This is a genomic window from Burkholderia sp. Ac-20365 (assembly GCF_017104715.1).
In the GTDB taxonomy this organism is placed as follows: domain Bacteria; phylum Pseudomonadota; class Gammaproteobacteria; order Burkholderiales; family Burkholderiaceae; genus Paraburkholderia.
Genome location: NZ_JAAGPI010000040.1, coordinates 40045 through 65185, shown reverse-complemented (window position 1 = coordinate 65185; position 25141 = coordinate 40045). Strand labels below are relative to the sequence as shown.

Genomic DNA, 25141 nt, shown 5'->3' with positions numbered 1-25141 from the left:
TACCAGGGTGTACCCCAATCATGCACGCAACAAGCGGTTCGTCTTCGCTAGCAGGCCCATGCCGATAGCCATCCCCTGGAGGGTGCTCAGATGACCACGATCACGAAGCTGTCCGTTCGCGACATTCGTTTCCCCACCTCTCGTTCGCTCGATGGCTCCGATGCAATGAATGCCGCGCCGGACTATTCCGCTACATACGTCACGCTGGAAACCGACTCGCCTCACAAGCTCACGGGTCACGGACTCACCTTCACGATCGGGCGTGGCAATGAAATCTGCGTGACAGCAGTCAATGCGTTGACGCCGCTAATCGTCGGCAAGAAGCTTGAAGATATTGCCGCGGATATGGGCGCTTTCTGGCGCGCTTTTACATCGGATAGTCAATTGCGCTGGATCGGTCCTGACAAGGGCGCGATTCATCTCGCGACAGCTGCAGTCGTCAATGCCGTGTGGGATCTATGGGCGAAATCGGTCGGTAAGCCCGTGTGGAAATTGCTCGTCGACATGAGCCCGGAAGAACTCGTGCGCTGTCTCGACTTTCGTTACGTGACGGATGCGATTACGCCTTACGAAGCACTGGCCATGTTGCGTCGTCATGAAGCGACCAAAGGCGAGCGCGAAAAAGAAATGCTCTCGAAAGGTTATCCGGCGTACACGACATCGGCGGGCTGGCTTGGCTATGACGACGACAAGATCCGCCGTCTCGCGCGCGAAGGTGTTGCGCAAGGGTGGACACATTTCAAGCAGAAAGTGGGCGGCAATCTTGAGGAAGATGTGCGGCGTGCCCGCATCCTGCGCGAAGAGATCGGCGAGAACCTCAAGCTGATGATGGACGCGAACCAGGTGTGGGACGTCGACGAAGCGGTCGCGAACATGCGGCGGCTTGCGGAGTTCGACCCGTGGTGGATTGAAGAGCCGACTAGTCCCGACGACGTACTGGGTCACGCGGCGATACGTCAGCGGCTGGGAACGATTGGCGTCGCGACGGGCGAGCACTGCCAGAACCGCGTGATGTTCAAGCAATTGCTGCAGGCGCAGGCCATCGATTTCTGTCAGGTCGACAGTTGCAGGCTGGGCGGCCTGAACGAAGTCATTGTCGTGCTGCTGATGGCGGCGAAGTTCGGCGTGCCTGTTTGTCCGCACGCGGGCGGCGTCGGTTTATGCGAGTACGTACAGCACATTTCGCTCTTCGACTATATCTGCGTGACGGCTTCTTTAGAGAACCGCGTGCTCGAATATGTCGATCATCTGCACGAGCATTTCGTCGATCCCGTCGTTATCCGGAATGGCCACTATATGCCGCCGCAAAAGCCGGGCTATAGCATCGAAATGAAAGCGGCGTCGCTCGATACGTATCTGTTCCCCAATGGCAAAGCCTGGCAGCCTTGAGGCTCTCGGTTACAACGGAATCGCAACATGAGTTCAATGGACGTAAAGGCTTGTGTATTCGATGTATTCGGCACGCTGGTCGATTGGCGAGGCGGTGTTGCGCGTGAAGCGGCTGCATTTCTGCAAAAGCACGGACGTAACGCACAGGATGCCGAGAAATTTGCGGATGCGTGGCGTGCGCGTTATCAACCCGCCATGCAACGCGTGCGCAGTGGTGAGAGGCCGTTCACGAAGCTCGATGTACTGCATCGCGAGAATCTGGAAGAAGTGTTGCCGGAATTCGGCATCGATATCGGGCAAGTCGCTGCTGCGGATCTGGACGATCTGAATCTGGCGTGGCATCGGCTCGATCCATGGCCGGATACGGTCGCGGGACTCACACGACTGAAATCGAAATACATCATCGCGCCGCTGTCGAACGGCAACGTCAGGCTGATGATCGATATGGCGAAGCACGGCGGCCTGCCGTGGGACGCGATTCTCGGCGCGGAAGTCGCGCGTGCGTACAAGCCGTCGCCGGAAACGTATTTGCGCACGGCGGAGGTGTTGTCGTTATCGCCCGGCGAGGTATGCATGGTCGCCGCGCACAATAGCGATCTGGCAGCGGCGCAGAAGTGCGGGCTTAAAACAGCGTTCATTCCGCGTCTTCATGAACACGGTGCGTCGCAAACAACCGACCTGAAGCCTGAAGGGACTTGGGATTGGACTGCCAGCGATCTTGTCGATCTGGCGAAACATCTCGGCGTATAACGCAGATACGGCATGAAGGCAGGTGCGGCCTTCATGCCGTTGCGAGAGACTGCGCTTACTTCAGGCGCGTCTTGATCTCATTCGCGAGCTGCTTCGTCGCGGCTTGCGTCGGTGCATCTGAAGCCAGTGCGTTGAGCAGGCCGAAGTCGTGGATCGTGCCGTTGTAGCGCGTCGTCGTCACTTCGTTTCCGGCCGCATCGAGCTTGCGACCATACGCTTCGCCTTCGTCACGCAGCACATCGAATTGCGCGACCTGGATCAACGCAGGCGGCAAGCCTTTCAACTCTTCTTCAGACGCGCGCAGCGGCGATGCGTAAATCTGTGCACGCTGTGCGGGATCCTTTGTGTATGCGTCCCAGAACCATTGCATCATCGCGCGCGTCAGGAAGTGCTTGTCGCGGTACGCGAGATACGAGCCGTCGTTGAAGTTGGCATCGGTGACGGGCCACATCAAACCCTGGAAGCGGATGTCCGGACCATGCTTGTCCTTCGCCATCAGGCTGACGACGGCAGCCATGTTGCCACCCACGCTATTGCCGACCACCGCGAGACGGCTGCCATCCACGCCGATCTCATTGCCATGCTCCGCAACCCACTTTGTTGCCGCATACGCCTGGTTGATCGCGACGGGATAGCGCGCTTCCGGCGACGGCGTGTAATTCACGAACACCGCGACTGCACCCGATTGCACGACGAGATCGCGCACCAGACGTTCGTGCGTCGGGAAGTCACCGAGAATCCAGCCGCCGCCGTGGAAGAACATGAACACCGGGAGCGTGCCCGTCGCGCCTTGCGGACGTACGATGGTCACCGGCACGCTGATGCCGTCCTCTTCGATGGTACGGTTCGACACGTCGATACCCGACAGATCGACTTTCACGCTGTTCTGCGCGTCGACCAGCACCTGACGCGCTTTCGCAGGCGGCAGCGTGTTGAGGGCGGGACCCGTGCCGCTGTTGAGCTGCTTCAGGAAACCTGCGGTGACGCGATCGGGTGTCGGCTGCGCGGCGGGCGTCGCAGCGGATGCGATCACGGCGTTGGCTGCAAGAACGGCGGCGAGGACGAGGGGCTTCAGGGCTTTCATTTTTCTGCTCCGGTGTTCTGTTTATGAGTTGAAGTCGATCAAACCAGCGTCAACGTGACGTCGATGTTGCCGCGTGTTGCGTTCGAGTACGGGCACACGATGTGTGCCTTGTCGATCAGCGCCTGAGCAGTGTCGCGGTCCATGCCCGGCAGCGAAATCTTCAGTTCGACTTCGATACCGAAGCCGTTCGGAATCGCACCGATACCAACACTGCCGTCGACCGACACGTCCGCCGGAATCGGCGTCTTGTCGCGTGCTGCGACGAATTTCATCGCGCCGAGGAAACAGGCGCTGTAGCCTGCCGCGAACAGTTGTTCAGGGTTCGCGCCTTCACCACCCGCACCGTCGCGGCCACCCGTAGCGTGAGCGTGAGCGCGGTACAGAACTTTTTCGATCGACATGATGTAACTCCTGACTGGCAATGGTTAAGTGAATCTGCAATGTGGTTCGGCTCTTTGCTATCTACTACTAGATAGACAATGGAGCGAACCGCTGTACTTCCTCAACATCTCTCTACAATCGCTATTTATCTACTACTAGATAGATAACGGGATCTAACAAAAGGCGATGTGTGACGACCGCCTTGAATACCGCTACTTCGAAACCTTCCACGAAGCCTCGACGTCTTCGAGTCGAGCCTTCGTCTTGAACAACCGGCTTGCCAGCACGCTGCCCTGATAGGCGGCGTACAAGGCTCGCGCTGCATTTTCAGGCTTGCCGTTGACATGCAACGTGCGTTCCTTCACGCCTTGCGCCAGCACCTTCGACAGCCAGCTTTCGTTGGCCTTGAAGAATGCCTGCACGGCGGTGCGCACGTTATCGGGCAATGCCTCGATATCCGCGGCCAGCATGCCGCACAGACAGATCTGGTCGCCTTCGCCCAGCACTCTGCCAAACAGCTTCGTGTACTTGCTCAGCTTCTGATCGGCAGCAAGCGTAGCGTCGATTGAACCCAGCGCGCCGAGAATCTCGTTGCTGTACTGGCTGACGGCTTCGAGCACCAGATCGTCTTTCGACGGGAAGTAATAATGGATGCTCGAAGTCTTCACTCCAACCAGTTCCGACAGGTCGCGATAACTGAACCCGTTGTAACCGCGCAGCATCATCAGCGTGATGGCGTGGTCGAGGATCTGTTCGCGGACGGTAGTGGTCGGTTCCATGGATCGAACTTTATCTACTACTAGATAGAGAGTCAAGCGCTATTTTCGAAGACACACTGTTTCATCTGCGCAATCGCCCGGATCAGGCGCGTGTCTGCATGAAGTCGATGAACGCGCGCAGCTTGCGCGGCACGTGTATCCGGCTCGAATAGTAGATGTGGAAGCCCGGGAAACGCGGCCACCACGGTTCCAGCAGGGGAATCAGGCGGCCAGCACGGATATCGTCGGCGATCACGGCTTCGAGCGTGCAGCCGATGCCCGCGCCGCTGCGGATCGCGGAGAGCAGCAAGTCGCCGTCGTTGGTGAGAAGCGGTCCCGGCGTGTCGACGCTGAATTCGCGGCCCTCGGCCTGATACACCCAGCGGAACAGGCCGTTTTGCAGCCGCACATTGAGGCAACGATGCGCTGCAAGATCGCGCGGCTCGCGGGGCAAAGTCCGTCCGCTCAGATAATGCGGTGCGGCCACGGTGGCGAGGCGCTGGTCGCCGCCGAGCGGCACCGCCACCACATCCTGCGACAGATTTTCCGACAGCCGGATACCCGCGTCGAAACCGCCGCTGACAATGTCGATCAGCGCGTTGTCGCAATGCAGTTCGACGGTGATGTCCGGATAGGCCTCGAGAAAAGGCGTGAGACGTGGCATCACCAGAATCTCGGCGGCAATGCGCGACACGTTCAGGCGCAGCAGGCCGGCCGGCTTGTCGCGCATGTCGTGCACTTCGTTGACGGCGCCACGCAACGCCGCGAGCGCCGGCTGCGCGTTTTGCAGGAAGCGCTGGCCGAGTTCCGTCAGGCCGACCTTGCGCGTCGAGCGTTCGAGCAGCCGTACGCCGAGGCGTGCTTCGAGCGTGCGCAATGTCTGCGAAAGCGCGGACGTCGACACACCGAGTTCGTGCGCCGCGCGCGTGAAGCTGCGGTGATGCGCGACCCGCGCGAACGCCGCTATGCCCGGAAGCAGGTCCGGGAGATTGGCGGAATTGTGAAGTGCATCTTCATTGTCCATCCTGTTTTCCCGCTTTATTCGGTGACTTTCGCAGCCTAGCATACAGTCTGACTTCACAATCAGGAGCAGGCATGAGTCGGTTGGCAGGCAAGGTGGCGATCGTCACGGGATCGTCGAAAGGCATTGGCGCGGGCATCGCGGAGCGGCTCGCGGCGGACGGGGCGAAGGTGGTGGTGAACTACACGCGCGACGCATCGCACGCGGACGCCGTCGTCGCGCGCATTGCCGCGGCGGGCGGCGAAGCGGTTGCGGTTCGCGCGGATGTCGCGAAAGAAGGCGAGCCGAAGGCGCTCGTCGACGCGACGCTCGAAGCGTTCGGCAAGCTCGATATTCTCGTCAACAATGCCGGCATCTACGACATCGATTCACTCGATACGCTGACGGCCGAAAGCATCGACCGGCATTTCAGCGTGAACGTGCGCGGCCTGTTGCTGATGACGCAGGCGGCGGCGCGTGTGTTGCCTCAGGGCGGCGTGGTCGTGAACATCAGTTCGGGCGTCGCGAAGAGCCCGAATCCGATGGCGCATGTGTATTGCGCGACCAAGGGCGCTGTCGATGTGTTGACGCGCTCGCTCGGCATGGAGCTCGGAGCGCGGCAGATTCGTGTGGTCGGCGTCGCGCCCGGGTTCACGGAGACGGAAGGCAACAGTCATTTGCCGCGCGATCTGCTCCAGCCGTTCATCGCGAAGACGCCGCTTGGCCGTGCTGGCTTGCCGAAAGACATTGCGGCGGCTGTGTCGTTTGCCGTGTCGGACGATGCCGCGTGGGTGACGGGCAGCACGATCGATGTGGCGGGCGGGCTGGTTTTCTAGGCGTCCCGCCCCGACTGCTCGCGTGCGCCAAAGCGTTACGGATGCACGACAGGCGCTTCGAGCAGACAACCGAACTCCGTCGCAAACTCGACGGACACGCGCGCATGAACGGCGCCCTGTTTGTCGAAGAAGCGCTGCGTTCCGCCGAGCGTGAACACGCCTTCGTGCCAGATGTTCGGATGGATGTAGAGCCCTTGACGCCCATCGAAGCGAAAGCACACGAATCTGTCGGGTGTGATGTCATCGCCCGGCAACGCGAGCGGCACGTAGAACGGGCGATGATCGAGCGGGAAGAACAGTTGCCCGCCGTCCGGGTGATAGTTTGCGTGCCACAGCAACATGCGCTCAGGCGGATTGGCGTGGTCTTCGCGCGCTTCGCCGGGTTCGGTTGCGTACGCAAGGACGTAGTGGCCGCCGACGGCCTCGTTTGAACCGTAGAGAACGTCGCCGCGCCACTCGCTGACGAATACGCCTTCCGTCGTGCCTGCCTCGTCGCCTGTGCCGGGATCGATGGGCCGCGATCCCGTGGCGGGCCATTGCACGATTTCGACCCGGCATTCGTTCGGGTCTTCCACGAGCTTTCCGTAGCCTTCGAGCGTCGCGGGCGTCGCGTCGACGACGGGCATGGTCACGCGCTGAAGTCCTTGAGGCAGGGCGGGGTTGAGGTAGTCGATCGGGGTGGACATCGTTAAAGCCTTTCAGAAAGCGTTGTATCGGATGAGGGCGCGCAAGAGGATACGCAACGTTGGTTTCATCAATATGTAACGGGCGACGCCCATGCGAGTCGCTATCCAGCAGACACCTTAACTTCATCCAGCGATCGACTGGCCCTCACAATCGCACGCGAGAGCCGCGCAATCTCGTTGAACTGTTCGATCAGGTCATTGGCAAGACGGAAGTGGAACGCGTCCTCTTCACTGCGCAGTTGCAGCACGGACATGATCTGCGCGCGCGCCGCATCCGCCTGCGCCTCGATCTCACCCTTCGCATCGACGACACGCGCAACAGCCTCCGTCTCCGGATGCGCGATTGTGTTCACAGCAAGCCCCAGCCGTTCGATCACTGAAGTCGCAAACCGCACGGCCTCGGCGCCACGCAACCGTGTCACGTCCGCGCCTTGCGCGTGCCTTCGCTGGCTCAGCGCCAGCATGCTGGTCGTGGCGACTTCGCGGATCGCATCGAGACAGGTGGCGATGCGCGCAAGATCGACGAGTTGCCGACCTTCATCGTCGGTATGGACAGCGTCCGACAGCCGGCCGACATAGGTGAGGATAGCCGTGCTCAGGTTGTCGGCGGCCTTGTCTTCGTCGGAGAGCGTCGCGAGTGCTTGCGCGCTGCCTTCGGCCACCAGCGCAGCGCTATGCTGCACCAGCTGTTCGATCTGCTTGCCGAGCGCGGCCAGTTCGAGCTGCACGCGCGTGATGGCGAGCGCCGGCATATCGATCAGCGTTTCATCCAGATAGCGCGGCACCCCTGGGTTCTGCCATGCCTTGCGTGATGCTGGCGCAAGCTTTTCAGCAAGCTTGCCGATCGGCCCGGTGAAGCAGATCAACACGACAGTGCTGAACACGCTGAACACGGTATGCGCGTTGGCCGCCTGGCGCGGCGTTTCGGCGGCGAGGCGAGCTGCGCCCGTCAGTTCGGGCGCGGAAGGCGAGATCGCGCGGACGAGATCGGCGAACTGCGGAATCACGAACGCAAAGAACAGCACGCCGAGCAGATTGAACAGCAGATGCACGATGCCCACCTGCGCGGCTTCCGCCGACTTGCCGATCGATGCCAGCAGGGCAGTGCCGCACGTTCCCACGTTGGCGCCGAGAATCAGCGCGATGCCGGATTCGAGCGGTATCAGCCCCTGGCTGCCGAGCGCGATCACGATCGCGAGCGTCGCCGCCGAGCTTTGCACGATGGCCGTGAAGATCGCGCCGATTGCGATGCCGAGCAGCGGATTGCGCATGTCCTGCATCGCGTTGATGAACGGCTCGTAATTGCGCAGCGGCCGCGTCGCGTTCCCCATCATTTCGATGCCGAGAAACAGCAGGCCAAGACCGAGCAGCACGCCACCCAGTTCGCGCACCAGTTCGCGTTTGGCGAAGCTGTACATCAGGAAGCCGCCCGCGAGCAGAAATGGCGTTATCGCGGAGATATTGAAGGCGATGATCTGCGCGGTCAGCGTCGAGCCGATGTTGGCGCCCATGATCATCGGGATCGACTGCTGCAGCGTCATGAGCCCGGCGGAGACGAAGCCGACCAGCAGCACGGTGGTGATCGTCGAGGAATTGAGCAGTGCCGTGATCCCTGCGCCAGCGAGGATGCCGCGAAAGCGGCTGGCAGTGAGCGTGCCGAGCAGCGACTGCAGGCGCGAGCCGGCGATGGCCTTGAGCCCGCCAGTCATCAGCTCCAGCCCGAACAGAAACAGGGCGAGCCCGCCGACCAGCAAGCCGACGATTTCGATCAGGTTCAGATTGCCAGCAGCTTGCATGACACGACCCGTCTCAAGCCTGAGATCGTGCCATTGTACGGACTTCCTTCGCGCACGACGCTAGAAACTGATGGTCGCCGCGATTGTGTCGCTGTAGTTGCCAGGCTGCGGCGTGGTGTGCGGCGGCACGCGCCATACATCGTGAACGAACGATGTCGTGTTGCCCGTGCCGATACCGTTCTGCGCAACGCGATTGATCGATTCACGCAGGCTAGCTGCTTCGATATGCGTTGACGTACTTCACGTGAAGCGACGCCGGTTAACAACCTGGTTTTCGAGCACAGCGGACAACGTGCGTCGCGTGGTGCTGAATGATGCAAGCACAGCGAGTCCCATTGCGCAGAGCAATACGCCAAGATGCATTGCGCCTGTTGCGCCGGCGTGATCGACCGCTACGCCGCCAGCGAGCGAACCTGCGGCGATAGCCGTTTGCACCGCGCCGACGAACAGCGCCGATGCAGCTTCCGGTTGTTGCGGCGATGTCATTTGCATCCACACGCTCAGGCATAACGGAATCGCGCCATAAGCGACGCCCCACGCGAGCACGCCCGCGATCACTGCGCCGTGCATCTGTGCGTACACAGGAAGTGCTACCAGCGATGCCATGAGGAGTGCAGTCATCGCGAACAGCGACAGGCGCGGATGCGAGGTGACGAATGCCGACGCAACGAAGTTCGACATGAAGCCGACGATACCGAAGCCGAGCAGCAATGCCGTCACCCACGTCGCGCCGAGCAACGCGTTGTCCTCGAGGAAGGGCGCGATATAGGTGTATGCGCAGAAGTGGGCGCCGAACAGCAAGGCGACGAGCATCAGGCTGCGCACTACGGTGCCGCGCGCGAGCATGCGGCGGAAATCGGCGATACGTGCGGCGGCGCGCGGCGGCAGATCGGGCAACAGTGTCGCCTGCATCAGCAGTGCTGTGAGCGCGAGCGCGGCGGTGGCGAAGAACGAGACGCGCCACGACGACAGTTCGGCGATGAAGGTGCCGAGCGGCACACCGATGACAGTCGCGAGCGTGATGCCCATGAAGATCGTTGCACTGGCTTTGGCGCTTTCTTCTTCGACGACGATCTGTCCTGACACGCCGAGCGCAACGGTCCAGAATCCGCCGAGACTGATGCCGAGCAGTGCGCGCCCGACGAGCATCGTCGCGAAGTTCGTTGCAAAAGCCGAAACGAGATTCGACGCAACCAGCGCGACCGACAGCAACAGCAGAATCGAACGGCGGTTCAGGCGACCTGCCGCGAGCAGCAGCATCGGCGCGGAGAGGGCGGCGATGAGTCCGGGCGTCGTGGTCATCAGACCGGCCGTGCCGGGCGTGACCGCGAGGTCTGTTGCGATTTTCGGCAACACGCCGACGGGCATGTACTCCGTCGTCACGAACGCAAACGAGCCGAGTGCAATTGAGAGTACGGCGAGCCAGCGTCGCGGATTGACTGCGGGTGAAGACGACAAAGACGCGTCGGCGAGCGACGCGGACTGATGGATGTCCATAACGGGAAACTCCGGCGAGCGCGCAGACGGCGGCGCGCGCGACGTGCATAAGGAAATACAGGGGAAAGAAGAGGCGACGTCGATCGGATCAATTGACGCGAGTGACTGAGGGCGATGCTTGCTCCGCATGAGCCGCCAGCGAGGAAGCGACCGTCTGGTCGCCTCCTGTTCGCTACGAATCAACCGTCATGTCAGAACACGCGTTTCAGGCCGCGACAGCCGCTTCGTCATGGAACGGATAGTCGGTGTAACCGACATCCGTGCCACCGAAGAAAGTATCGCGGTCGTACGCATTCAGCGGCAGACCTTTGCGCAGGCGTTCGGGCAGGTCCGGGTTCGCGATGAAATGCCGTCCGAACGCGACCAGATCCGCATCGCCCGATTGCACGATCGCTTCGGCGCTGTCGCCGCTGAAGCCGCCTGCCGCGATGATCGGCCCATGAAAATGCGTCCGCAGCGATTTCGCGGCGACCGGTTGCTGGTCGCGCGAATCGTCTTCGACATTGCCAGCGATGCGCGGCTCGATCAGATGCAGATAGGCGATGCCGAGTTTGTTCAGTTCGTCCGCCACATAGGTGAACAGCGCTTCGGGGTTGCTATCCGACATGTCGCCCCACGAACCGCTCGGTCCGAGACGCACTGCCACCTTGTCCGCACCCCACACGCCGATCACGGCGCGCGTCGTGTCGAGCAGCAGGCGCGCGCGGTTGACGATCGAACCGCCGTATTCGTCCGTGCGTTTGTTGCTGCCATCCTGCAGGAACTGGTCGAACAGATAACCGTTGGCCGCATGCAGCTCGACGCCGTCGAAACCCGCTTTCACGCCGCGTTCGGCCGCTGTGCGGAAGCTTTCGACGATGCCAGCGATTTCAGCCGTTTCCAGCGCACGATTCGGCGTGTTGGGCACCCAGCCCGCTTCCGTATAGGCAACGCCGCCGTGCGGCACTTCGGACGGTCCGACGGGACGGCCGCCATCGGGCTGCAACTGCGCATTCGATTGACGTCCTGCGTGATAAAGCTGAAGAAAGATCTTGCCGCCTTTGGCGTGCACCGCATGGGTGACGGCCTTCCAGCCAGCGATCTGGCTGTCGTCGTACAGGCCGGGCGCGCCGAGATAACCGTTGCCGTTCGGCGCGGCGATGGTTGCCTCGCCGATCAGCAGCGCGCCTTCCGACGTGCGCTGCGCATAGTATTCAGCCATCAGCGGGCCGGGGCGTGCGCCGCTTTCGGCACGCATGCGGGTGAGCGGGGCGAGCACAACGCGATGCGCGATTTCGTAAGAACCAAGCGTGACTTTCGAAAACAGTTTGGACATTTCAATCTCCACAATCCGATATTCAGGGAAGCTGTTGCGTGTTGCCGATAACCGGCGACGCTTGACGCCAATGTAGTGGCAGCGATCCGCGAGAAAAACAGTCCGCCGGTTCACGCACTACGGACACGCCTGTCCGCAATCGTGCGAACCTTGCTGCACGGGGCTTCCCGCGTGGAAAACGTGATTGTTGGGTGCAAAAGAACAGTGATGTCTGCGGCGCCGCATTTATCCTTCAGAACACGATTCCGATAATTCGAGCCACTTCAAGCGGCGTTTCATGGCGAAACGCCTGTGATGGATTGAACGAAATAAAGGAATGGATCATGGCGAAAGCGATTACCTTTGCGCGGCACGGCGGTCCCGATGTGTTCGAGTACACCGAGATCGGTACGCCCGAACCTGCTGCTAATGAAGTACGGATCCGCGTAAAGGCCATCGGGCTGAACCGGGCGGAAGCGATGTGGCGGCGTGGCGAATACGTCGAGCCCGCAAAGCTGCCGGCGCGTGTCGGTTATGAAGCGTCAGGTGTGGTGGATGCGGTGGGTGCCAACGTCACGCATGTTGCAATCGGCGATGCCGTCAGCACGGTGCCTTCGTTTTCGATGAACGATTACGGCGTGTACGGCGAACTCGTGCTCGCGCCTGCGCACGCTGTCGTGAAGAGTCCCGCGTGGCTTTCTCACGTAGACGCGGTGGCGATCTGGAATGTTTTCGTGACGCCTTACGCCGCATTCACTGAGAATGGACTCGTCAAACAGGGCGACGTCGTGCTGATTCCGGCAGCGTCGAGCGGTGTGGGCCTCGGCGCGATTCAGGTGGCGAAGCGTCTGGGCGCGACGGCAGTCGCATTGACGCGAACGCGCGCGAAGCGCGACGCGCTGATTGCGCTCGGTGCAGACCACGTCATCGTTACGGACGAAGACGATCTCGTTGAAGCCGTGCAGCGCATCACGGATGGACGAGGCGCGGACCTCGTGTTCGATCCCGTCGGCGGCAGGACTTTCGCTCGTCTGATCGATGCGACGCGGCCCGGCGGCACGATCCTGTTGTATGGCGCATTGAGTCCCGATGAAACCGTGCTGCCCGTGTTGCCCTTGCTCTATAAACGCATCACCGTGCATGGCTATAACCTGTTTTCGACTACCACGGACGCGCAACGCCAGGCCGATGCAGCCGCATTCATTTTCGACGGATTGCAGTCGGGCGCGCTCAAGACGGTGATCGCACAGCGCTTCGCATTCGATCAGATCGTGCAGGCGCATACCGCGCTCGAACGCAACGAGCACTTTGGACGCATCGTCGTGTCGGTGTGATGCGCGTGCTGTTGCATGCAGTCATTGAATGGAGAACTGGAAATCATGGAAGCATCACAAGTTGTGCCGTTGCGCGTGGGTGTGATCGGCGTCGGCAACTGGGCGAAGCACGGCCACCTGCGCGTGCTCGATCTGTTGCCGCAGTACACGCTGCAAGCTGTGTACAGTCATCGGCGCGAGGCCGCTGAAGCAGCGGCGCGCGAATATCGGATCACACGCGTGGCCGGATCGATCGATGAACTGATCGACAGCGCCGACATCGATCTCGTGGTCGTGCTCAATACAGCCCCGCAACACGCGCAGACCGTGAAACGCGTTATCGCTGCAGGCAAGCACGTGTATTGCGAATGGCCGTTGACGACGACGCTCGCCGAATCGAAAGAACTGTTGAAGCTTGCGAAAGAGCGCGGCGTGCGGCATGTCGTCGGATTGCAGCGGCGCTTTGCACCGCATAACCGCTATGTGCGCGATCTGATTCAGCAAGGCTATGTGGGCGAATTGCGTTCGGTGCGCATGCACGTGAGCATGAACTACTTCCAGGCGACACGCTCGCGCGCACTCGAATGGACGGTGCCGCCTGAGAACTTTTCGTCAGTGGTTTCGATCTATGGCGGCCACTTTCTCGACATGCTGTTTTCCGGAACCGGCTGGCCTGTTTCGATTGCCGCGCTTACGCCGAATCAGTTCCCGTCGGTGACGATTCGCGAGACAGGTGCGTCGATGCCCACATCGACCCCCGATCAACTTGTGCTTGCTGGCATGTTGAACGATCACGCGGTTGTGTCAGTGCATATCGAAGGCGGCAAGCGCAACGGCTCGGGCGTGCAGATCGATATCACCGGGACGGAAGGGGATCTGCGTATCACGAATGAATCGGCATTTGGCGATGTCGGCGACGACTATGCAATCTTCGGCGCGCACGGCGACCGGCAGCCACTCGAAAGACTGCACGTGCCGCAGAGCTATCTGCGCTTGCCCGAATCAGGTTTGCCTTCTGCCGTGCTGGAACTGGCCGAACTCTATTGGGAATACGCGCACGATGTGGCGAATGGTACGCACGCTGCGCCGAGCTTCGCCGATGCGGTGCAGATGCATGATCTGATCGACAGCGCACAGAGATCTTTCCTCTCACGCGAGTTTGTACAGTTGAATGCCGGAAAGTAATGGGTGAATGAGTAATGGATGAGTGAACGGGTCGCGCGGTGTTTCCCGCCAGGCAACATCGCGTTGACTCTATTGCTATTGCTTTAAAAATTAGATGAATGTCTAATGCCCGACCGTAAGGCACGCTGTGAGCGGACTGAAAGCTTGCGCTAAATGGCAATTGAAATGAGAACTTTCCATTAAGCGGCAGACTTAACTCATCGCTTCGAATTTGAAATTGTTCGTAACATCGCCGTCACAAAAGTAAAGAAGAATGCTGCGCCAACGCGGGGGTTCAGGCTTGCCGCATCGCGTTGCGCAGTCGGGAATCGCGTACATACGTAGCAAAGAAATAAAAGGCATTCCGCACGCAATCGTCTATTGCGTACAGGAATACATCAAAACAACGATTGGCCTGGCCATGAAAAATTAAATAGTGGGATTGGGGCGTCTTTAAGCAAGCGTATTCAAATCGAAGAGCAAACGTTTGCTTGCCATTTGGGATGTTCGGCAATCAGGAAAGTGGCGCAGTCGTACTCGCCGGTGCAAAAGGCGCGCATTGCGCACTGGCACCGGCGAGTGTGTCTGCTCGTGCATAGGCCGCACTAAACGGCACGGCGTGAACATAGAGCCACATCAATTCAAAGAAAGACCGGAAAGAACGACAAGGAAACCATAATGCGCTATAGCGTACGGTTGTTTACGGGGCAGCTCATAGGCTGTTTAGTTGTACTTTGGATGATGATGCTTTGCATTGCGACTCACGCCGTCGCCAGCGAAGCACTTCCGCCATCCAATCACATCAGGATCAATCTCGGCGCAACGCCCTGGCAGTACATCAAGGACGCCGACGATCCCAACTCGATGCAGCCTGGCTTCAACGACTCGGCATGGCAGCAGGTAGGCGTTCCGCAGACGCCGTCTGACAACGACACCTTCCTCAACTGGAGGTCCGGTGGCGATCAGGGCTATCTGACGGGCAACATCAACTGGTACAGAAAGCACTTCAAGCTCGATCCGTCCTTTGCGAACCGCAAGATCTATATCGAGTTCGAAGGCGCGCATACGGGCGCGCAGGTTTATATCAACGGGACGTTCATTCCCGGCAACAGCCAGATCAATAAAGACGCGACGCACGTGCTCGGCTTTATTCCGTTCATCGTCGATATCACGAACTATGTGAAATTCGACGGCACGGACAATGTGCTGGCCGTGAAAGTTGCGCGCGGAGACAAGTTCTTCGAATCGCCGAACTTCGCGGGCGCATTCCGTTTCGGCCAGGACGATACGGGTCTCTTCCGTCCCGTGTGGATGCACATCACGGACCGCGTGCACATTCCCGAGAACATCTATGCGGTGCTCAATACGTGGGGCACGTATGTCGCGACGGTCTCGGCGAGTACGTCGTCGGCCACTGTCCGCGTGCAGACCAATGTGCTGAACGAGTACGCGATGGACCGGAAGGTGACGTTGACCACGCAGATCGTCGACGCGGGCGGCACCGTCGTGGCGACCGCGCAGGACACGCGCAACGTAGCTGCCAATGTGCAACCCGGCTTGCAGCCCACGCTATTCGATCAGGTGCTGACGGTTTCCAATCCGACGCTCTGGTATCCGAATAACAGCCTTTATGGCAAGCCGTATCTGTATCACGTGGTGCACTCCGTCAGCATCGACGGAGTGGTCGTCGATACGACGGAAACGCCGTTCGGCATTCGCACGATCACATGGGACCAGAACTTCCCGATCATCAACGGGCATCCGCATTATCTGTGGGGCGCGTCGGGCCGTTACGACTATCCGGCGCTGGGCTCGGCCGTGCCGCCGGAACTGCAATGGAAGGATCTGAGCCTGCTCGCGCAGGCGGGCGGCAGTCTGTACCGGCCGGGCCATTCGAGCCAGGGCCGCGACTTCCTCGATGCCGCCGACGCCTACGGCGTGATGATGGTTCAGCCCAGCGGCGAGGGTGAAGGCGGTTTCGCCGTGATCTGCAATGCGCAAGGCGGTCCGCAGGTCGACGCGTGCATGACGCAGAACAACGTCACGCTGAAGACCGAACTGCATCGCGACATGATCGTTCACGATCGCAATCACCCGTCCGTGCTCGCGTGGGAAGCCGACAACGGCGCAACGGACACGGCATTCGCGCAATCGTTGAAGGCGCTCTCACAAGTGTGGGATCCCGTCAACACGCGCGCACAGGCCGACCGCACGCCGAACCCGAATAATGGCGATATTCTCGGCTGCAGCGGCAACGGCTGCGACATCAACGTCAAGAAGGACTACCCGAATTCGCCGGCGTGGGGCTCGGAATACTGGGGCGACGGCGTTGGTCGATGGAAGTATGACTTCGAGCTCGCGTTTGCCGCGAAGTACGTGAAGAACTGGGTCGAGAGCGTGGCGGGCAAGTCGTTCGGCATTGCGCACTGGTATCTCGCGGATACGCCGGGTGAAATCAACACACAGACGGATGGCGTTCCCGATGTGTCCGTGCGCGGTAATGGGGCGTCGATGATGGACGCAAACCGTCTGCCGCGCCTGATCTACTACATCTATCAGGCTGCATGGACGCCATTCGAGATCAAGCCTGTCGTGAAGCTCGCGCACACGTGGAATCGCGCCGGCTCCGTGACGGTCAACGCGTTCAGTAACTGTCCCGCAGTGCGGCTGCGCCTCAATGGCGAACTGATCGGCGCCGACCAGACGCCGAATTCGCCGTCGACCGAGCCCACCGACATCACGCAGAACACCACGATGCTGCCGACGCAGGTGCACTGGGACAACATCCAGTGGGCGCCGGGCACGCTGACCGCGGAATGTCTCGACAACAACCGCCAGGTCGCAGCGTACGATTCGCTCGTGACGGCAGGCCCCGCCGATCATATCCAGCTGACGGTCGAGCCTGAACTGGTCAAGCCGGACGGCGAGTCGTTCGCACTCACCGCGAACGGCACGGATGCCGCCATCATCACGGCGACCGTCGTCGACGCGAATAACGTACGCGTGCCGGATGCATCGCAGATCGTGACGTTCAAGGTCAGCGGCCCCGGCACGTATCGCGGCGGCTCCGACCACTACGTGACTGACAATCAGCCACTGTCGTATCACGCGCCGGGCGACCCGAACCTGTCGATCGAAGGCGGCATGACGCGCATCGCGGTCAAGACGCAGTTCACGCCAGGCGCCGTGACCGTGACGGCGACGTCGCCGGGTCTTGGCAGCGGCACGGCAACCTTCAACGTGGTGCCGACGAACGCAGCGCAGACGTTCAACGGCAACGCGCTCGTGGTCGGTCCGCAGGAGCCGGGCGCGCTGAAGATCATCGCGCAGCCGTCGAACCAGCGAGTGACGCAAGGGCAGAGCGGGCAGTTCTCGGTGCTGTCGGCAGGCGCTGCGCCCATCAGCTATCAATGGATGAAGAACGGTGCGCCGATTCCTGGCGCGACGAGCTACACGTACACGACGCCCGCCGTCCAGACGGGCGACAGCGGCACGACGTATAGCGTCGCCATCCACAACGCGAACAGCAGCGTGACGTCGAACGGCGCGACCCTCACGGTCGTGGCGCCCGCCGCGCCGACCATCTCCATGCAACCGCTTTCGCTCAGCATCACGGCGGGGCAGAGCGCGGAGTTCACCGTGGCGGCAGACGGTTCGCCGGTGCTGTCGTATCAATGGTTGAAGAACGGCGAGGCTATTCCCGGCGCCACCCAGCCGGTCTACGACACGCCCGTTGCGCAGACGTCGGATAGCGGCTCGGTATTCAGCGCTGTCGTGTCGAACAGCGCAGGCACGATCACGTCGGCGGGTGCCACGCTGACGGTGAGCGTGGCGACGCCGCCTGTCATCGTGTCGCAGCCGCGCAGCCTGAGCGTGCCGGTTGGTCAGAGCGTCAGCTTCAACGTGCTCGCGAGCGGCTCCACACCGCTGAAGTATCAATGGACCAAGGACGGCAAGCCGTACGGCACGAACTCGGCGAGCATCGCGATTGCATCTGCGCAAGGCACCGACGGCGGCAACTACGCTGTCACGATCACCAACAGCGCAGGCAGCATCACGAGCGACCCGGCGACGTTGACGGTAAGCGGCGCGGACAACAGCAACCTCGCGCTCAACGCCAAGGCGATGTCGAGCAGCGACCAGAACGGCGGTCTCACCGCGCAGTATGCATTGGACGGCTCGGTTGCATCGCGCTGGGCGTCGGCGCCTGAGATCGATCCTTCGTGGATCACGGTCGATCTCGGCTCCATCCAGACCTTCAACAAGGTCGTGCTGATGTGGGAAAACGCAGCGGCGTCGGCGTACAAGATCCAGGTGTCGAACGACAACAGCACATGGACGAACGTGCTGCCCAACGACCAGATCATCGCTGGCCACGGCGGCACGGAAACGACGATCTTCCCGAGCACGTCGGCGCGCTATGTCCGCATGCTCGGCCTGCAACGCACGACGCAGTATGGCTATTCGCTGTTCGAGTTCCAGGTGTTCGACTCGCCGCAGTGTGGCGGCGCGACGGAGCGCTTCACGTTGCTGGGCGCGAAGGAAGGTATCTGGAATTCGACCATCGCAGGTCTGCCGTCGGGTCCGTACGTGCCGAACGTGAAGGACAACGTGAGCGGGCTCGTGTGGCAGCAGTACTACACGACGTTCCCGAACCAGGGCGCGCAGTTCACGCAGACGGTTGCGAAGCAGTATTGCGCGGCTATCGGCATGCGTTTGCCGACGCAAAACGAAGCACTGACGGTGGCGCGTGCGAACTTCGCAACCTGCGCGTTCCCGGCACCGTGGGGCACGTGGACGACGACGGGCGTGCAGGATGCGCCGACGCAGGCGTATCTGGTGTTTTCGTCGGGGCAGTCCACGCCCGGCATCATCAACAACACGCCGGGCTGGTCGCTGTGCGTGTCGGGTAATTCGGCCGATGCGCCCGTGATTTCGGCGCAACCGTCGAACGTGACGGTCAGCGAAGGGCAGGCTGCGCTGTTCTCGGTGGGTGTCACGGGCACGGGGCCGTTCTCGTTCCAGTGGCTGCGCAACGGTGCAGTGGTGGCGATCACGAGCAATCCGACGTACACGACGCCGCCCACCACGATCGCAGCCGACAACGGTGCGACGTATGGCGTCGTCGTGACCAACGGTGGCGGCAGCGCGACGAGCGCGACGGCGAAGCTGACCGTGACGGCCGCAACGGGCGGTAACGATGGCAACAATGGCAATAACGGTAACGACGGCAACAACGGCGGTAACGGTGGCAATGGCGGCAATGGCGGTAACGGTGGCGATGGCGGCACGCCGAGCGCCAACCTCGCACGCGGCAAGGTCGCAACGTCGAGCGGCACGCAGGACGACGGCTATGCGGCCACCAATGCGGTCGATGGCAACCTCGGCTCGCGCTGGTCGTCGGACTTCAACGACAACGCGTGGATCACGGTCGATCTCGGCCAGGCGACGCAGTTCGACCGCGTCGTGCTGAACTGGGAAAACGCGTACGGCAAGGCGTATCTGCTGCAGGCGTCGAACGACAACCAGGCGTGGACCAGCATCATCCCGCAGCGCGCGGGCGCAGGCGGCGTCGAGGACATCTCGCTGCCCGTCACGAACGCACGCTATGTGCGCATGCAGGGTGTCCAGCGCGCGACGCAGTACGGCTACTCGCTGTTCGAGTTCGAGGTCTACAACTCGGCGGCAACGCCGAAGCTGGTCGTCACGGCAACCGCCGGCGCGAACGGTGCGATCAGCCCGTCGGGTGACGTGAACGTGATCCAGGGCGGTTCGCAGACGTTCACGGCGCAACCGGCGGCTGGTTACGGCGTGGGCTCGATGACGGTGGATGGCCAGAACCTGGGCGTGCAGTCGACGTACACGTTCACCAACGTCACCGCGAAGCACAGCATCAGCGTGACCTTCGTGCCGCTGTCGGCGAGCGTGAATCTGGCGCTGAACCGGCCGGCCACGTCGAGCGGCGACGAGAACGGCAACACGCCGCCATCGGCAGCCGTAGACGGCAATACGGGCACGCGCTGGTCGTCGCTGTTTGTCGACCCGTCGTGGATCACGGTCGATCTCGGTTCGGAGCAGACCTTCAACCGCGTGGTGCTGAACTGGGAGAACGCGCACGCCATTGCGTATCAGATCCAGACATCGCACGACAACCTCGACTGGTCGAACACCGTCTATTCGACGACGGACAGCAAGGGCGGTATTGAAGACCTGTCGTTCGCGAGCACGACAGCGCGTTACGTGCGCCTGTACGGCACGAAGCGTTCGACGGACTACGGCTACTCGCTGTTCGAGTTCGGTGTGTACAACAACGTGACGTCGACGCAGCGCACGCGTCAGTGATACCGATGTCCCTTTCGTAACGTTGCATGGACGCCCGCCTTGCGGGCGTCCAACTTTTGAAGGAAGTGTCGATGCAGTCCGTAACACGCAGTCGCGCGCCGCACGCCAGTACGAAGAGGCGCGCGCGGAAACCGAAACAGGGCGGCTTTACGCTGCTCGAACTGCTGGTGGTGCTGGTCATCATCGGCATGCTGGCGGCGCTGGTGGGGCCGCGCTATTTCTCGCAGCTCGGCAAGTCGCAGGCGACGATCGCGCGCGCGCAGATCGACGTCTTTACGAAGTCGGTCGATAACTTCCGGCTCGATGTCGGCCGTTATCCCACTGCCGACGAAAACCTTTCCGCGCTCGTCGTCAAACCGGCGAACGCGGACAAATGGGCAGGCCCGTATCTGAAGAAGGAAGTGCCGCTCGATCCGTGGGGACATCCGTACGTGTATCAGGTGCCCGGCACGAAGGGCGACTATGCGGTGATTTCGTACGGGCGCGACGGCCAGCCAGGCGGCTCGGGCGAAGACGCCGACATCAGCAGCGAATGACGCAACACAGGTAGTGCGGCACGTGCGGACACAGCACGCGACGCAACGGGGAAGCAGACCATAACAGGCCGGTAGCACAGCACCATGCCGTACGAAGTAAGGGCGCTCTCGCCCGACAACCAGATCGTCGCGCTCGTCATCGATGCGCAGGACGAAGACGACGCGCGCCGCCAGGTCGAAGCGCGCGGCCTGCACGCGACGCAACTGCGCGCAACGCGCACATTAGGCACACTGCGCTCGGCGAAGGCCTCGCGCGGCGGCATCTCGCTCGTGCTGTTCAGCCAGGAACTGCTGGCGCTGCTGACGGCGGGTTTATCCATTGTCGAAGGTCTGGAGGCGCTGGTCGAGCGCGAAGGCAACGCGAGGCTGCGCGGCATTCTGCAGCGGCTCCTTGCGGGCTTGCGCGAAGGCAAGCGCTTTTCGAGCCTGCTCGCCGAGCAGCCCGATGTGTTCCCTCCGCTCTACGTCGGGATCGTGCGCGCTGCCGAGGGCACGAGCGATCTGCCGCGCTCGCTGCAACGCTATGTCGATTACCAGGCGCGCATCGACATGGTGCGCAACAAGCTGATCAGCTCCGCGATCTATCCGAGCATCCTGTTCGTGGTGGGCGGCGGCGTGTCGACGTTTCTGATCGCGTTCGTGGTGCCGCGCTTCGCGACCATCTATGAAGGCACGGGCAGAAGCTTGCCGTGGATGTCGCAGATGTTGCTCGACTGGGGCAAGTTTGCGTCGGCGCATGGGCTGCCTCTGTTTGCAGCAGCCGTTGCGGTTGCGATTGCGGGCGGCGCGGTTGTGCGTGCGACGATCGCGCGCATCGGACTCGTCAGCCTGCTGGGCCGCATCCCGCTGCTCGGTCCGCATCTGCGCATCTATCAGCTATCGCGGCTGTATCTGACGCTTGGCATGCTGCTGGAAGGCGGCATTCCAATCGTGACAGCCATGGAAACGGCAGGCGGCACGATATCGCCTGCATTGCGCGAAGGATTGCTGCGTGCGCGTGCCGCTGTTCAGTCCGGTGCGCCGCTGTCCAGTTCCTTTCACGCCGAAGACCTCACCACGCCGATTTCGCTGCGCATGCTGCGCGTCGGTGAACGCTCGGGCGAACTCGGCACGATGCTCACACAATCGGCGGCGTTTTACGACGGCGAGATCAGCCGCTGGATCGACCGCTTTACGCGCATGTTCGAACCGCTGCTGATGTCGGCCATCGGGCTCGTAGTCGGCACGATTGTCGTGCTGCTGTATATGCCGATCTTCGATCTCGCGGAAGGCCTGTCATGACCGCGCGCGATAGCATCGAGCCGCTGCTCAGCGCCGACATGCTGGCGCGCGCACGCACGGCAGCCGCCGCGACACAACGGCATATCATCGCCGAACTGGAAGCGCTGACGGGCGTCGAGCCGCGCCAGTTGCTGCAGGCGCTCGCGCAACGGCTCGATATGCGTGTGATCGAAACAGCCGACATGCTGGCGATCAAACCTGCCTTCGACCGCGTGCCGCTGTCGCGCGCGATGCAGCGCCGTTGCGCGCTGCTGCGCGATGCGGACGAAGCGTTCGTCGGCGTGGTCACGAGCCCGTTCGATCTCGATCTGCAAACCTGGCTCGCGGCGCAAGCGGGCGCTGCGATCGACATACGGTTGGCGCTGCCGTCCGATCTGCAGGCGTATCACGCGCGCATGGAGGAATCGACGCGCGCGATCGACAGCCTCGTGACAAGCGGCGACGAGTCGCAGGCAGAAGGTCGCACCGCGCAAGTGCTGTCGTTCGAGACGGTCAGCGAGGCGGCGAGTCCCGCTGTGAAGCTGGTGAACTCGACGCTCTACGACGCATTGAAGGCAGGCGCTTCCGATATCCACCTCGAAAGCACGTCCAGTGGCCTCGCGCTGAAGTATCGCGTGGACGGCGTGCTCGACGCGGCGGCCACGCTAAACGGCGTCGAAACAGCCGAGCAGGTGATCTCGCGGCTCAAGGTGCTGGCGGAACTGGATATCGCCGAGCGGCGTGTGCCGCAGGACGGCAGCTTCCGTGTGGCGGCAGGCGGACGCGATATCGATCTGCGCGTGTCGATCATGCCGAGCATTCACGGCGAAGACGCTGTGATCCGGATTCTCGACAAACGCGCGATGATCGAAGCGTATGGTTCGCTGACGCTTGAAGCGCTGGGTTATGACAGTGAATCGCTGGTGGCGCTTCGCGCGCTGGCCGAAGAACCGTACGGCATGTTGCTCGTCACAGGCCCGACCGGCTCGGGCAAAACGACGACGCTCTACGCCGCGCTGACGGAAATTCACAACGGCCGCGACAAGATCATCACGATCGAAGATCCCGTCGAGTATCAGTTGCCCGGCATTCTGCAGATTCCCGTCAACGAGAAAAAAGGGCTGACGTTCGCGCGCGGCTTGCGTTCGATCCTGCGTCACGATCCCGACAAGATCATGGTCGGCGAGATTCGCGACCGCGAGACCGCGGAAATCGCCGTGCAGTCCGCGCTGACGGGTCACCTCGTGTTGACCACGGTGCACGCGAACAACGTGTTCGACGTGTTCGGCCGATTCAGCCATATGGGCATCGATCCGTATGCGTTCGTGTCGGCGCTCAACGGCATCTGGGCGCAGCGGCTGATGCGCGTGAACTGCGCGCACTGCGCCGCGCCGTATGTGCCGACCGATGCCGAACTCGCGCGGCTATCGTTGAGCCGCGCTGACGTCGCCGGTTTTGATTTTCGCCAGGGCATGGGTTGCGGCGATTGCCGCGGCACGGGTTATCGCGGACGCCGCGCGATTGCGGAAATCCTGATACTCGATGACGAGATCCGCGACATGGTGGTCGAAAAGCAGCCGATCCGCGCGATCAAGGACGTGGCGCGCAAGAACGGCACGCGCCGCTTGCGGGACGTTGCGTTGAATCTGGTGAAGCGCGGCGAGACCACGCTCGCCGAAGTGAAGCGGGTGACGCTCAATGCGTGACAGGCTGATGCGAATCTGGCCGCGCGGACACTGCCATCTGCGGCTGTCGCGCGATGGCGTGTCGGTGCTGCGCGTGAGCGGCTCGCGCAAGGGCGCGCCCGTCGTCGTCGAGCGACCGATGCCCATGCTTGCGGATGCAACGCCCGATGCGCTCGCCGCGCCGATCGCCGCGGCGCTGGAGGCGGCTGGCGGCACGCGCCTGCCTGTTCACGCGACGATCGACGACGATCTGGCGCGCTACTTCATTGTCACGCCGCCAGCGAACGGCGCGCGCATGCACGACTTGCGCGCGGCAGCGGGTGTGCGTTTCCAGTTGCTGTACGGCGAGTCGCTCGCGAACTGGCAGCTTGCCGCCGACTGGCATGCTGCGAAGCCGTTTCTTGCGTGTGCGGTTCCTCAACGAGTGCACGCAGCCTTGCGACTCGCGGTCGATGCACAGCGTGGCTGTCTCGCTTCCGTTACGCCGATCTTCGTCGCGGCGTGGAATCGCTCACGGCGTCGGCTCGATAACGATGCATGGGTCGCAACACTCGGCGACAGCGCTCTAACACTGGGTCTCGTTGCTGGCGCCGGTGCGAAAGCGCGCCGTCTTTCCGCCGTGCGCACTCTGTCGCTGCCTGACAGGACCGCACCCGTCACGTGGCTGCGCGATCAACTGGCGCGCGCGGCGCTGCTCGACAACGTGCCGCCGCCCTCTGCACTACATATTCACGGTGCTCCGCGCGATGACTGGCACAAAGACGCTGCGGGCCTGAACGTGCATTGGCACCCAACACGCGAAGGCGGCACGACAAGATGAAACGTCTTCACATCGACTTCGCGCCGTCGGGCTGGCGTCGTGGGCTGTATCGAACGCATCCTGTCGCGCGCGTGCTGACGGTGATCGCGCTGCTGTTGTGCGTGTTCGCGGGATATCGCGCATATCGCCTGCTTGCGCATCTCGATCCGCTTCAAATCGAAGCGGCGCGACTTGCGTCACGCGCGGACCGTTCGGCCCGCGCTGCGCATGCGTCCGGCAACGCGCCGATAGACGCGAAACAGGCGGCTGCCGTGAACGCCGCCGTCGCGCGCCTCAACCTGCCGTGGGGCAGCCTTCTCGATGCCGTCGAAGCTGCGACGCCTGCGTCCGTCGCGCTGCTGTCGATCGCGCCTGAACCGGCGCGCGCGCTGCTCAAGATCGAAGCGGAATGCGCCAGCAGCAAGGACATGATCGACTATCTGAAGCAACTCGAGCAGCAGGCGCTGTTCGAACGCGTGACGCTCGTCAGGCATGAACGCATGCGCGACGGCACGGACGGCGTGATCCGCTTTCAGATCGAAGCGCAGTGGCGAAGGGTGGAATCGTGAAC

19 protein-coding genes are annotated in these 25141 nt (G+C 61.9%); 11 read left to right on the top strand and 8 right to left on the bottom strand.

Annotated elements, in window-relative coordinates:
• The first annotated feature begins 90 nt into the window (after positions 1 to 90).
• On the top strand, positions 91 to 1389 hold the full coding sequence (locus G3O01_RS37900) for an L-fuconate dehydratase (protein ID WP_205812283.1): 1299 nt from the start codon (positions 91 to 93) through the stop codon (positions 1387 to 1389).
• 27 nt (positions 1390 to 1416) lie between these two features.
• Complete coding sequence (locus tag G3O01_RS37895; protein ID WP_205812281.1) at positions 1417 to 2139, top strand: haloacid dehalogenase type II; 723 nt, start codon at positions 1417 to 1419, stop codon at positions 2137 to 2139.
• A 55-nt stretch (positions 2140 to 2194) separates the two neighbouring features.
• Here G3O01_RS37895 and G3O01_RS37890 read toward each other — a convergent pair whose 3' ends face one another.
• The 4 genes from G3O01_RS37890 to G3O01_RS37875 form a co-directional block, all read right to left on the bottom strand.
• A complete protein-coding gene (locus tag G3O01_RS37890; protein WP_205812272.1) occupies positions 2195 to 3223 on the bottom strand; it encodes an alpha/beta hydrolase in 1029 nt (342 codons plus the stop codon).
• A 38-nt stretch (positions 3224 to 3261) separates the two neighbouring features.
• Positions 3262 to 3624: an organic hydroperoxide resistance protein gene (locus tag G3O01_RS37885; RefSeq protein ID WP_205812271.1), complete on the bottom strand. Its 363-nt coding sequence runs from the start codon at positions 3622 to 3624 to the stop codon at positions 3262 to 3264.
• A gap of 192 nt (positions 3625 to 3816) precedes the next feature.
• Positions 3817 to 4383 (bottom strand): TetR/AcrR family transcriptional regulator, encoded by a 567-nt coding sequence (locus G3O01_RS37880; protein ID WP_205812269.1) that lies wholly within the window; start codon positions 4381 to 4383, stop codon positions 3817 to 3819.
• A gap of 82 nt (positions 4384 to 4465) precedes the next feature.
• Positions 4466 to 5386, bottom strand: coding sequence for a LysR family transcriptional regulator (locus G3O01_RS37875; protein WP_241024629.1), 921 nt, complete (start codon positions 5384 to 5386; stop codon positions 4466 to 4468).
• Between the two features lie 71 nt (positions 5387 to 5457).
• Here G3O01_RS37875 and G3O01_RS37870 point away from each other — a divergent pair, with 71 nt between their 5' ends.
• A complete protein-coding gene (locus G3O01_RS37870) occupies positions 5458 to 6198 on the top strand; it encodes a glucose 1-dehydrogenase (RefSeq protein ID WP_205812267.1) in 741 nt (246 codons plus the stop codon).
• A 35-nt stretch (positions 6199 to 6233) separates the two neighbouring features.
• Here G3O01_RS37870 and G3O01_RS37865 read toward each other — a convergent pair whose 3' ends face one another.
• From G3O01_RS37865 to G3O01_RS37850, 4 genes are all read right to left on the bottom strand, one after another.
• Positions 6234 to 6884, bottom strand: coding sequence for an ureidoglycolate lyase (locus G3O01_RS37865; RefSeq protein ID WP_205812265.1), 651 nt, complete (start codon positions 6882 to 6884; stop codon positions 6234 to 6236).
• A gap of 101 nt (positions 6885 to 6985) precedes the next feature.
• Complete coding sequence (locus G3O01_RS37860) at positions 6986 to 8680, bottom strand: Na/Pi cotransporter family protein (RefSeq protein WP_205812256.1); 1695 nt, start codon at positions 8678 to 8680, stop codon at positions 6986 to 6988.
• A gap of 240 nt (positions 8681 to 8920) precedes the next feature.
• Complete coding sequence (locus G3O01_RS37855) at positions 8921 to 10177, bottom strand: MFS transporter (RefSeq protein ID WP_205812254.1); 1257 nt, start codon at positions 10175 to 10177, stop codon at positions 8921 to 8923.
• Positions 10178 to 10382: 205 nt separating this feature from the next.
• Positions 10383 to 11492, bottom strand: coding sequence for an alkene reductase (locus tag G3O01_RS37850; protein WP_205812252.1), 1110 nt, complete (start codon positions 11490 to 11492; stop codon positions 10383 to 10385).
• A 323-nt stretch (positions 11493 to 11815) separates the two neighbouring features.
• Here G3O01_RS37850 and G3O01_RS37845 point away from each other — a divergent pair, with 323 nt between their 5' ends.
• From G3O01_RS37845 to G3O01_RS37810, 8 genes are all read left to right on the top strand, one after another.
• Complete coding sequence (locus G3O01_RS37845) at positions 11816 to 12805, top strand: zinc-dependent alcohol dehydrogenase family protein (RefSeq protein WP_205812250.1); 990 nt, start codon at positions 11816 to 11818, stop codon at positions 12803 to 12805.
• A gap of 45 nt (positions 12806 to 12850) precedes the next feature.
• Positions 12851 to 13969, top strand: a complete 1119-nt coding sequence (locus tag G3O01_RS37840) for a Gfo/Idh/MocA family oxidoreductase (RefSeq protein ID WP_205812248.1) — start codon at positions 12851 to 12853, stop codon at positions 13967 to 13969.
• A 717-nt stretch (positions 13970 to 14686) separates the two neighbouring features.
• Positions 14687 to 20290 (top strand): discoidin domain-containing protein, encoded by a 5604-nt coding sequence (locus tag G3O01_RS37835; protein ID WP_241024627.1) that lies wholly within the window; start codon positions 14687 to 14689, stop codon positions 20288 to 20290.
• Between the two features lie 71 nt (positions 20291 to 20361).
• A complete protein-coding gene (gene gspG, locus G3O01_RS37830; RefSeq protein WP_205812238.1) occupies positions 20362 to 20826 on the top strand; it encodes a type II secretion system major pseudopilin GspG in 465 nt (154 codons plus the stop codon).
• 84 nt (positions 20827 to 20910) lie between these two features.
• The gene (locus G3O01_RS37825; RefSeq protein ID WP_205812236.1) at positions 20911 to 22107 is read left to right on the top strand and encodes a type II secretion system F family protein; all 1197 of its coding nucleotides are present in this window, start codon (positions 20911 to 20913) and stop codon (positions 22105 to 22107) included.
• Positions 22104 to 23792: a GspE/PulE family protein gene (locus G3O01_RS37820; RefSeq protein ID WP_205812234.1), complete on the top strand. Its 1689-nt coding sequence runs from the start codon at positions 22104 to 22106 to the stop codon at positions 23790 to 23792. Before G3O01_RS37825 ends, G3O01_RS37820 begins: the two co-directional genes overlap by 4 nt.
• A complete protein-coding gene (locus tag G3O01_RS37815; protein ID WP_205812232.1) occupies positions 23785 to 24591 on the top strand; it encodes a hypothetical protein in 807 nt (268 codons plus the stop codon). The genes G3O01_RS37820 and G3O01_RS37815 overlap by 8 nt, the downstream gene beginning before the upstream one ends.
• Positions 24588 to 25139 carry a PilN domain-containing protein gene (locus G3O01_RS37810; protein ID WP_205812230.1) on the top strand — a complete coding sequence of 184 codons (552 nt, stop codon included), beginning with the start codon at positions 24588 to 24590 and terminating at the stop codon, positions 25137 to 25139. The genes G3O01_RS37815 and G3O01_RS37810 overlap by 4 nt, the downstream gene beginning before the upstream one ends.
• The last annotated feature ends 2 nt before the right edge of the window (positions 25140 to 25141 follow it).